The organism is Planktotalea sp. (genome assembly GCF_049680325.1).
Classification (GTDB): domain Bacteria; phylum Pseudomonadota; class Alphaproteobacteria; order Rhodobacterales; family Rhodobacteraceae; genus Planktotalea.
This window is the reverse complement of sequence record NZ_JBAUHO010000189.1, coordinates 1-10,848: the sequence shown is the minus strand read 5'-3', so window position 1 is coordinate 10,848 and position 10,848 is coordinate 1. Positions and strand designations below refer to the sequence as shown.

The window sequence follows — 10,848 nt, the reverse complement described above, 5'->3', positions numbered from 1 at the left end:
ATTTGTGCGGCAGGCCCGCCAAAGGACAGGCACCCGATCTTGCCGAAGGTGCGAAACATCTCTGAAAATGAAGTCATGCCGCACCCCCATGTGCATCCCAATCGTGGGTTTCATCCTTGGCATCACGTGCCCAACGATAAAGCGCGTCGTATAGCGGCAATGCGGCCTCAAGCTGCGCCAGATTATCCCTATACATACGCGAAAGGCCAAGGGAAATTGCGAGAAGGCCAGCCGCTTCGGGCGCTTGCGCGTCTGGTGTTCCATCTGCAGCGCGGATGATATCTGACATGGCTTTGAGGGCAGGCGTTGCCAAATCGAAACCTGCGAGAAAGGCGTCAAAGCTACAGGTTCCCTCGCCATGACTTAACTTTGAACCGTTCACATCAAACGGGATCGCTCCGAACTTTTCTGCAACGGCCGCCACTTCGGACGGCGCAACAAAAAGAATGCGCGCATCAGGATCGATAAAGCGCCGGATGAGCCAAGGGCAGGCAATGCGATCAATTTTGGGCCTATGCCGCGTCACCCAAAGCGCGCCGCGCTCGGGAATTGCCTTGGCAGGAACAAGCGAGCCACCATGATCGCGCCAACCCAATATTCCACCCTCCAGAACCTCTGCGTCAACGCCATGTGTGCGAAGCAAGGCCGCCGCGCCTTGGGAAAGTTTTTTGCCCTTTTGGCAGATCACCACCGTTTTAGATTTTTGCAGATCTGGAGCGAGATCTTCAATCCGCTTGAATGAATGACGAAACGACGTTGGGATCAAACGTGGATCGTCGGCGAAATCTTCATCAATACAAATGTCGATCAATACCGGCACATCAGGCGTGCCGATCAGACGCATAAGCTGCGCAGCGGTTATAGTGTTTGGAGCGGTCATCGTCGCGTCCTCCCTAAATTGGGGTTGAATACAGGACGCGAAACTTGGGCCAAAGCCTCACGGGGCGTTCGCTGACCCCTTGGCAATAGGGTGTAAGAAACAGCTGCGAAAGTCAATCGCGCTCCCAGTTCTTTGATTGCAACTCTTCAAGGTTAATCCTATTTTCTGTGGAAATAAGCCATTCAACTGCAACGTTTTTTTCTTCATGGAGTAACACCAATGCCCCAGCTTACCCTTTTTGGTCATCCCGATTCCGGTCACGCTTGCAAGGTGGCACTTGCGCTAAGTTTGGCCGGGCTTGAGCATGAAACAATCTGGATTGATATTTGGGCCGATCCTGCAACGCGCCCCGCCGCGTTTCGCGCGGCAAGCCCGTTTGCCGAGGTTCCGCTTTTGCAAATCGACGGTACGGCTTTCACGCAGTCTGGCGCGATCCTGCTGGAAATCGCGACACGTTTTCAGTGCCTCGGCGGCGAAACGGCTGACGGGTTGCGCAGGGGCCGTGAGCTATTGATGTGGGAGGCAAATCGCATTGGCATGTGTGTGCCCCAGTTAAAAGAGGCACGCCGAGTTAACGGTGACGGCTTCCCCGACGGTGCACTTGAATGGCTTGGGATGCGCTATGCCTCTGATTGCGAGCGTTTCGCGATCCTTCTGGGGGATGGCGCGTTCTTTCACGGAGATCAGCCCGGAATCGGCGATTGCGCTATTTGGGGCTACACACAATGGCTTTCAGAGGCGGGGCTCTCCCCCACTTCAATTATGAAAGAATGGCTTGATCGCATGCGCGCGTTGGATGCGATGAAATCACCGCACGCATTTTTTCCAAAGGCGTAGCTTATGCCCCACTGCGCGCTTCGGAAAAGGTGACCAGCTTTTTCTTGTCTTCGTCCCACAGATCGAGGCGCGCACATTTGAAGCTTTGCATCAAGGTCATGCGACCGCAATCGACCAGCTCTTCGTGGTCGCGCAAGACATCCGCAAGGCGATAGAACGGGATACGGCTGTAAAGATGGTGAACGTGGTGAATGCCAATATTGGCAGTAAACCAGCGCAACACAGGCGGAAGATCATAGTGCGAGCTGCCGTGAAGCGCAGCTTCGTGCAACTGCCAATCCTCGAAATTACGCCAATGCGTATCTTCAAACTGGTGCTGAACGTAGAACAGCCAAACGCCAACTGATGCCGCAAGCAGGATTGTTGGCAGCGTCACCAGCACAAGAGCCTGCCAGCCCAGAAAGTAAACAATCATAAATGCGATGATAGAGGCCGCAATATTAGTGCCCATCGCAGAGACCCAATATTTGGTGCCTTGGTTCATCAGGCCCAGCGGCAAACGGTTTTGGAAGATGAAAAGGTAGGTTGGGCCAAGACCAAAAAGAACGGCAGGATGACGATACAAACGATACAGGAACTTATTGAAGGGGCTACGTTCGTTATATTCCTCGACCGTGAGCGTCATCACATCGCCAATGCCGCGATGATCCAGATCGCCCGCGTGGCTGTGATGGATTGAATGGGTCCGACGCCAAACGTCATAAGGTGTCAAGGTCACAACACCCAATGCACGGCCAACCCAATCGCTCAAGGTTCGGTTGTTGTAGAATGATCCATGCCCGCAATCGTGCTGGATGCAGAACAATCGTAGCAAGAAACCAGCATTCAAAAGCGCCAATGCAAATGCAGCTGTGTAGCTGAACGAGGCCATCCAACAGGCCATCGCCCAGAGTGCAATGAACGGAACAACGCTAACACCAAGCTCAAAACTGCTGCGCAAAGGATCAGGATCGCGATACTTCGCTAGGACAGACACCCACTCGCGCGCGGCTTTGTGGTTATGCATTTTCGGGTCTTGGGACATTAGCTGCTCGTTTTTACTTTATTCGCTCTCCGATACGGTGAATGGACACATTTAGCAAACAAGCATTTTCCAAATGACGCCCAATTGAACGAATTGGCGCTATCCTCCACTCTGCCATCTTTGCGCAGAAGCTAATAAAAATTGGTTAAGTCGGCATATTTTGACCTGCCATCAACACGAACTGCAACCGTATTAGATGCGCATGCGCGGCACATCATGCGGATCGAGGCGAAGCTCAATCAGAATGGGCCCTTTGCGTTTTTCCAATGCTGCGAGGGCGGTTTCCAGCTCGTCTTTGGACGTGACTTCGACGCCTTCACCACCCAACGACCTAGCGATGGCTGCGAAAGACGGCCAATGGAACTCTGTCAGGCTGGGGTCCATTTTCCGGTCAATAAACTGGATATGCTCTGCGCCATATGCGGAATCATTTGCTACGATCACGATCAAATCCAGGCCAAGACGAACTGCGGTGTTAAATTCGTTGATGCCGCCCATCATAAAGCCACCATCGCCGCTAAAGATGACAACTGGGCGATCAGGCGCAGCGACGCCCGCGCCAACGGCTTCTTGCAGGCCAAGTCCGATAGCACCGAAATTTACGGTGCCAACAAAACTTTGCGGATTGGGCGCTGAAATGCGGCACCACACCTCTGTCATGAAACGCCCACCATCCGTGAGCAGCACGCGATCTTTGGGAAGGGCCTCCTCCAAACGTTCCAACGCATAGACGTAATTTACGAAGCCCTCTGTCTCTTTTCCTGTGTTTGCCGGGTGGGACGTAAGTGTCGCAACGTCCAATTCGCGCGTGAACCCGCTTGGTGCGATTTCCGCTTCGTTCAGCCAATACACGATCGTTTCCGCCGTCAGGCCGGCATCGGCGATCAATGCTGCGTCAGGGTGAAGCCCCCCGCCAATAGCCGTTGGTTCTACATCCACTTGTACGATCCGCTTGTCTTTCATCAGCTTGCCGCGATCCGTGGTAAAGTCATGCAGTGCCGTACCAAAGCAAATGATACAGTCGGATTGTGCGATTAGATCATAGGCAGCTGGTGTAGACAGCGTTCCGAAAATATCAATGTTATAGGGATGATCGTTGAAAAGCCCCTTTGCCTTTAATGTGGTTGCAAGCGGGGCTTCAAGCCGATCCGCGAGCGCAATCAATTGCGCGCGCGCGTGCACCGCGCCGCCGCCAGCCAAAATCAAAGGACGGCGCGCAGAGGCTATCATGCCGATTGCTTCATCAAGAATATCACCCTGCGCTACGCCGCCGGGTGCGGTAAAAACATCAAGGACTTGAACGTCATGTGTTACTTCCTGCCACATAAAATCGGCAGGCATGTTCAGCACAATAGGACGGCGTTCGACCTGAGCGCGGTAGAATGCGCGCGCCACGTCCTTGCCTGCGGTTTCTGGCGTTCGCAGTTGTTCAAAGCCAGCTCCCGTAGCTTTAACCAATTCGCGTTGATCCATACTTTGCAGGTGCCGCGGGTTATCTATCGGCGTGTCGCCCGCAAAGACCACCATCGGGATATGCCCGCGCGCAGCCTCGGTCAGCGCCGTTGCGCAATTCGTAAGAGCGGGGCCATGGGTTACGGTCGCGACACCTACCTTGCCCGATACATGTGCATAGGCCAGCGCCATCAGGATCGAGCTGCCCTCATGCGCGGCGGGTACAAAACGCCCACCGCAATCGCGCACGAAACTATCAACCATAAAAAGGTTCGCATCGCCCATCAGACCGAACATCGTATCCGTATCATGCGCATGCGCGGCGCGCGCAAGGGATTGGTAAACGTAGATTTTGCTGCTCATTACTCTGACCCCGTTTGGTGATTTCCGCTTAGGTAGCAGAGTTATAATGCGTAAAGTTCGCAAACTTCGCGGATTTTCTGAAATGCGTGCGGCGTTTTGGAAGACTTTCGATAAAGGCTGCGCAAATCCCGCGCCAATGTAGGAACAGGTGATGTTCTCACCGCTTCCCCCTTCAAGCAGGGAGTACAAACAAAAAAGGGGCCGCCCGCAGGCGACCCCAATCTAGTCTCCGAGATGGAGGGCTGATTTACATCATGCCGCCCATTCCGCCCATTCCGCCCATGTCAGGCATGCCGCCGCCAGCGCCACCCTTCTCAGGCTTGTCCGCAACCATTGCTTCGGTTGTAATCAGCAGGGAAGCAACAGATGCCGCATCCTGAAGTGCTGTACGAACAACTTTCGCAGGGTCGATCACGCCGAACTTGAACATGTCGCCATATTCTTCAGTCTGAGCGTTGAAGCCGAATGTGAGATCTGTGCTTTCACGGATCTTGCCCGCAACAACCGCACCGTCAACACCCGCGTTCTCAGCGATCTGGCGCAGAGGCGCTTCGATTGCTTTTCGGATGATGTTGATACCAACAGTCTGATCGCTGTTTGCGCCTTCAAGGCCTTCAAGAACCTTCGCCGCTTGAACAAGAGCAACACCGCCGCCGACAACAACACCTTCTTGAACCGCAGCGCGGGTCGCGTTCAGTGCATCGTCAACACGATCTTTACGCTCTTTGACTTCGATTTCTGTCATGCCGCCAACGCGGATAACAGCAACGCCACCTGCGAGTTTCGCAACGCGCTCTTGCAGCTTTTCCTTGTCGTAATCGGAAGACGTTTCTTCGATCTGACCACGGATCTGAGCAACACGTGCTTCGATTTCGGCTTTTTCGCCAGCGCCGTCAACGATTGTTGTCTCGTCTTTGGTGATCTGGATTTTCTTGGCTGTGCCAAGCATATCCATTGTCACGTTCTCGAGCTTCATGCCGAGATCTTCGGAGATAACCTGACCGCCTGTGAGGATCGCGATGTCCTGAAGCATGGCTTTGCGGCGATCGCCGAAACCAGGTGCTTTGACAGCTGCGATTTTCAGACCGCCGCGCAGTTTGTTCACAACCAGAGTTGCAAGCGCTTCGCCTTCAACATCTTCAGCGATGATCAAAAGTGGCTTCTGGGACTGGATCACAGATTCCAAGAGTGGAACCATGGCCTGCAAGGAAGAAAGCTTCTTCTCGTGCAGCAAGATCATGCAGTCTTCCAGCTCTGCCGTCATTTTGTCAGCATTAGTGACAAAATACGGGGACAGGTAACCACGGTCGAACTGCATACCTTCAACAACGTCAGTCTCTGTTTCGAGGCCTTTGTTCTCTTCAACAGTGATAACGCCTTCGTTGCCGACTTTCTGCATCGCGTCTGCGATCTGACGACCGATTTCCGCTTCGCCGTTTGCAGAGATTGTACCAACCTGAGCAACTTCGTCGGAATCGTTGACTGGACGCGCTGCCGCCTGGATCGCTGCAACTACCTTGGCTGTCGCCATGTCGATACCGCGCTTGAGGTCCATTGGGTTCATGCCAGCCGCAACAGATTTCAGACCTTCGCGAACGATCGCTTGTGCCAGAACGGTTGCAGTTGTTGTACCGTCGCCCGCTTCGTCGTTGGTACGGGAAGCGACTTCCTTAACCATCTGTGCGCCCATGTTCTCGAACTTGTCTTCAAGCTCGATCTCTTTAGCGACCGAAACACCGTCTTTCGTGATGCGCGGTGCGCCGAAAGATTTGTCGAGAAGGACGTTACGACCCTTTGGGCCGAGTGTGACTTTGACAGCATCCGCAAGAATGTTGACGCCTTTCAGCATCTTGTTACGGGCGTCTGTGTCGAATTTGACGTCTTTAGCAGCCATTATGAATGCTCCTAGAAATAAGGTTTAGATATAGCGAAAGGGATCGGTCCGATTAGGACAGGATGCCCAGAATGTCGCTTTCTTTCATCATCAACAGCTCTTCGCCGTCGACGGTCACTTCTGTGCCGGACCATTTGCCGAACAGGACACGGTCGCCATCTTTGACTGCCATGTCGATCAGCTCGCCGCTGTCCTTGCGTGCGCCTTCGCCACAAGCAACGATGATGCCCTCAGCAGGCTTTTCTTTTGCGCTATCGGGGATGATCAATCCACCAGCAGTTTTTTCTTCGCCTTCAGTACGACGAACCAACACGCGGTCGTGAAGTGGTTTCAATGCCATCTTTGCAGCTCCTTAAGCTCAAAGGGTTTCAATTCCGGCCCCTACCTAACTTGCGTCAGGTGTTAACGAGGCGTTAGCACTCATGTGGGTCGAGTGATAACGATGCATAGTTAGGAGTGCTTCGAGCATGAGTCAACCGGATCGGTACAAAGTTTTTTGCTTTTCGTCGCTGCGTAAGCCGTCCAATGTACGCGCACAATCGAACGAGGTAGGCGATATGCGATTTTTGCGAAAATTCAATGGTTTGGTAGTAGGCGCTTTTCTTGCCCTAACGCTTACGAATGCCGCGCAAGCCGCCTGCGATGGCACAGACCAGCGAAAATCGCTGACGGCCGGGGAACGCGAGCAGCTTTCCGATACAGTTGCGAACATTCCGTTTGCGAGCGGTAATCACTGGCGCGCAACCCGTAACAGTAAGGTCATCCATCTTATTGGAACAATTCACCTCAGCGACGCCCGATTGGGGCCGATCACAGAGCGGCTTCAGGGCGTCGTCGAAAGCTCGCAGGCGTTACTGCTTGAGATGAGCCCAAAGGAAGAAGAAGCGCTGAAGGCAGATATGGCAAGCCGTCCTGAGCTGCTCTTTTTGCAAGATCAAACCTTGCCTGAACTCATGGAAGAAGCTGATTGGCAGGAACTTTCCGAAGCTGTGCATGAACGCGGTGTTCCGCCCATGCTCGCATCGCGTTTTCAGCCCTGGTATCTGTCAATGATGCTTGCGATCCCGCCGTGCCTCACGGCCGAACTACACGCGGAGGGCAACAAAGGGCTGGACCATAGGCTGCGCGATATCGCACTTGCCGCCGGTGTCCCGATGCAAGGGATGGAGCCACATGACACACTGTTTCGCCTGTTCAATGATGAACCGCTTGCTAAGCAAATTGATCTGATGCTGCTCAGCCTGGAAACGGCAGATCAAAGTTTGGATCAACTCGCTACGGTAAAGGCCGCGTATTACGAGCAAAACCACGCAGAAGCCTGGGAAATGTCGCGCCGGGCTGTCATGCAAATAGAGGGGCGTTCACAGGACGAGTTGCGCGCGCTCTTTTCGGAATGGGAGGAGGATTTGCTGATCTTGCGAAATCAGGCATGGATTCCGGTAATCCTAGAAGCGCTTGACGGGAACAGGCAAATCACAGTGGCCGCAGGTGCGGGCCATTTGGGCGGAGCCAAAGGTATCTTGGCACTTTTGAAGGCGGAAGGCTTTTCCTTGGAGCGCCTGCCCTTTTGATTGGTTAGGCATTTGAGTTTATAGGCAAAATGAAGATAGCGCCGCGCCAAGAGTCGGTGCGTTAACCTTAATGGATGCTAAGGTTAACGCATGTGTTCAAGCAGCCAACCCGCGTCCTTTTAGCAATGCATCCACCCCGGGCATGCGACCACGGAAAGCGAGATATAGTTCTGTTGCGTCTTTTGAGCCGCCCGAACTAAGCACCGTGTCAGCAAGCCGTTTTGCGGTTTCGCCATCAAATGGATCGCCTGTTTCTTCGAAGGCTTCAAATGCATCCGCGTCCATCACTTCGGACCACATGTAGCTATAATAACCGCTGGAATAGCCATCCCCCGCAAAGACATGCGCAAATTGGGGCGTGGCGTGGCGCATCCCGATTGCATGTGGCATGCCGATCTCGGCCAGGACTTCCTGCTGCTTTTGCATGGGATCAGCGGGCGGCGTTCCTTCATGAAAGGCCAGATCGACCAGCGCAGAGGCTACATACTCGACAGTGGAGAAGCCCATGTCGTAGGTCGCTGCACCTAGTACTTTGTCGAGCAACTCTTTGGGCATAGGCGCACCCGTTTCGGCGTGGGTTGCAAACTCGGCCAGCACTTCGGGGACCTCTAGCCAATGTTCATAGAGTTGGCTGGGCAATTCAACGAAATCACGCGCTACGGACGTGCCTGAGACGCTTTCATATTCCACGTCTGACAGCATTTGATGCAGTGCATGACCAAATTCATGAAACAGCGTGCGCGCGTCATCGTAGCTTAGTAGCGCAGGTTTGCCGCTGGTTGGTTTGGCGAAGTTACACACGTTAATAACAATCGGGCTTTGCGCGAGCGGCTTTTTCGCCTGCCCTCGCATCGCAGAACACCATGCACCGGATCGTTTGGAACCGCGGGCGAAATAATCGCCGATAAAGACCGCAACATGTTGCCCGTCTTTTGTAACCTCCCAAGCGCGGCAATCCGGATGATAGAGCGGTAGATCCAGCGGCGCGAAGTCCAAGTCGAACAGACGGCTCGCACATGAAAAACTAGCCTCGATCATGCGATCCAGCTGGAAGTATGGCTTCAACTCTGCCTCATCCAGATCATGCTCAACCTTGCGACGCTTCTCGGAATAATAGCGCCAGTCCCAAGGCTCGAGCGGGCCGCCGTAGCCATCACGCCGAAGCATCGTTTCCAATATCTGCGCATCTTTGGCCGCCTGCGCTTTGGCGGGTTCCCAAACCTGCATCAGCAAATCGCGCACGGCTTTGGGGTTGCCCGCCATTTCGGTTTCCAGCTTGTAATGAGCGAAATCAGGAAAGCCGAGAAGTTCAGCGCGCTTGGCCCGCAGCTTAAGTGTTTCGCTGGCTATCGCGCGGTTGTCGGTTTCGCCGCCATTCGCCCCGCGTGCCGCCCAAGCATTATAAGCCTTCTCGCGCAACTCGCGGCGCGGGCTAAATTGTAAGAACGGCACAATGAGCGAGCGCGAGAGCGTCACAACCGGGCCGCCAGCCTCTTTTTCGCTGCCTGCAGCGCGCGCGGCGTCCTGAACAAATTCAGGCAATTCTGCGAGCACGTCATCCGCGAGCGGCATAGACCAATCAGATTCATCCTTGAGCAGGTTTTGAACGAACTGCGTGCCAAGCACCGCAAGGCGCGACTTCAGCTCTGTCATTTGGGTTTCTTGATCGCCTGTCAAAGCCGCGCCAGCACGCACAAATCCACGGTGCGTCAACATCAGAACCCGCGCTTGTTCATCACTCAGAACGAGCGTTTCGCGCGCAATCCATAGTGCTTCGATCCGCGCAAAAAGCGCAGCATTGGCGAAAATCGCTGAACTATGTGCAGATAGCATTGGCGAGAAATCGCGCTGCAATTCCTGCCGCTTTGGATTGCTGTCCGCCCCTGCGATAGTGAAAAACACGCTAAGCACCTTATCGAGCGCACGGCCTGCGCCCTCCATGGCTTCAACCGTGTTTTCAAAACTGGGCTCGGCCTCATTGTCGGCGATTGCGTCTATTTCGGCGAGATGTGCGGCAAGTGACTCTTGCAGCGCTGGTGCAAAATGATCGTCTTCAATCAATTCGAACGGTGCGATTTCAAATGGGGTGTTCCAGTCTTGGAGCAATGGATTGTTCATGAATGCTCTCCTTTGCGCTACACCTAGGGTGCGCAGCGCAGAGTTTCTAGCCCTGCTTGTTGCGCAAATGCGCCTCGAGGCGGCGGAGCAAGAGCGATAGACCTATGGTCATGAACAAATAGACAAGCGCGACCACATTATACGTCTCGAAATACCTGAAATTGCCCGCGGCCGTAACCTTGCCCAATTGTGTGACATCGAGCACGCCAAGAACTGAAACAAGCGAGCTGTCCTTAATCATTGCAATGAAATCATTGCCAAGCGGCGGAAGGATCATCCGTATCGCTTGGGGGAAAACAATAAAGCGGAACCGTTGCCAGCGTGACAGGCCTAGCGCGTTTGCAGCCTCTATCTGGCCCGGATCAACGGCCTGTAGGCCTGCACGAAAGACTTCGGCGATAAAGGCGGAATAGCCGATCATGAGCGCGATGATTGCCCGCCAGAGCAGAGAGAAATCGCGCATGCGGATCGGATCAAGACCGATAGCATCACCAAGGTAGTTACGCAAAGCGACAAGCGCAGGTGCCAGAACGAAGGCCACGTATAGCAAGAGCACCATCATCGGAATCCCGCGCACGATCTCTACGTAAAATCGCGTTATCTGCCGCACGACAAGGAGCTTGGACAGCGATCCTACCGCAAGCAGAAGACCAAGCATCGAGGCCAATGCAAATCCCACAAGCGTTACGAAAATAGTCACGCGCATGCC

9 protein-coding genes are annotated in these 10,848 nt (G+C 54.0%); 2 read left to right on the top strand and 7 right to left on the bottom strand.

Going from position 1 to position 10,848, the window contains the following annotated elements; genetic code table 11:
- Positions 1-73: 73 nt before the first annotated feature.
- Positions 74-880 carry a chromate resistance protein ChrB domain-containing protein gene (locus WBC85_RS08660; RefSeq protein WP_424435377.1) on the bottom strand — a complete coding sequence of 269 codons (807 nt, stop codon included), beginning with the start codon at positions 878-880 and terminating at the stop codon, positions 74-76.
- A gap of 219 nt (positions 881-1,099) precedes the next feature.
- Between WBC85_RS08660 and WBC85_RS08655 the strand changes: the two genes are divergently transcribed.
- A complete protein-coding gene (locus WBC85_RS08655; RefSeq protein ID WP_424435374.1) occupies positions 1,100-1,717 on the top strand; it encodes a glutathione S-transferase family protein in 618 nt (205 codons plus the stop codon).
- A gap of 1 nt (position 1,718) precedes the next feature.
- Here the strand turns inward: WBC85_RS08655 and WBC85_RS08650 are convergent, their stop codons facing one another.
- The 4 genes from WBC85_RS08650 to WBC85_RS08635 all read right to left on the bottom strand — a co-directional run bounded on the left by WBC85_RS08650 (position 1,719) and on the right by WBC85_RS08635 (position 6,790).
- Positions 1,719-2,741 carry a fatty acid desaturase gene (locus tag WBC85_RS08650; RefSeq protein WP_424435371.1) on the bottom strand — a complete coding sequence of 341 codons (1,023 nt, stop codon included), beginning with the start codon at positions 2,739-2,741 and terminating at the stop codon, positions 1,719-1,721.
- Between the two features lie 192 nt (positions 2,742-2,933).
- Complete coding sequence (locus tag WBC85_RS08645) at positions 2,934-4,556, bottom strand: thiamine pyrophosphate-binding protein (RefSeq protein WP_424435368.1); 1,623 nt, start codon at positions 4,554-4,556, stop codon at positions 2,934-2,936.
- A gap of 247 nt (positions 4,557-4,803) precedes the next feature.
- Positions 4,804-6,450, bottom strand: coding sequence for a chaperonin GroEL (gene groL / locus WBC85_RS08640; RefSeq protein ID WP_424435365.1), 1,647 nt, complete (start codon positions 6,448-6,450; stop codon positions 4,804-4,806).
- A 52-nt stretch (positions 6,451-6,502) separates the two neighbouring features.
- On the bottom strand, positions 6,503-6,790 hold the full coding sequence (locus tag WBC85_RS08635) for a co-chaperone GroES (protein WP_424435362.1): 288 nt from the start codon (positions 6,788-6,790) through the stop codon (positions 6,503-6,505).
- Positions 6,791-7,007: 217 nt separating this feature from the next.
- Between WBC85_RS08635 and WBC85_RS08630 the strand changes: the two genes are divergently transcribed.
- Positions 7,008-8,021, top strand: a complete 1,014-nt coding sequence (locus WBC85_RS08630) for a TraB/GumN family protein (protein WP_424435359.1) — start codon at positions 7,008-7,010, stop codon at positions 8,019-8,021.
- 96 nt (positions 8,022-8,117) lie between these two features.
- Here the strand turns inward: WBC85_RS08630 and WBC85_RS08625 are convergent, their stop codons facing one another.
- The gene (locus WBC85_RS08625; protein WP_424435356.1) at positions 8,118-10,139 is read right to left on the bottom strand and encodes a M3 family metallopeptidase; all 2,022 of its coding nucleotides are present in this window, start codon (positions 10,137-10,139) and stop codon (positions 8,118-8,120) included.
- 46 nt (positions 10,140-10,185) lie between these two features.
- The coding region (locus WBC85_RS08620; protein WP_424435353.1) for an amino acid ABC transporter permease at positions 10,186-10,848 on the bottom strand (663 nt) is incomplete at its 5' end.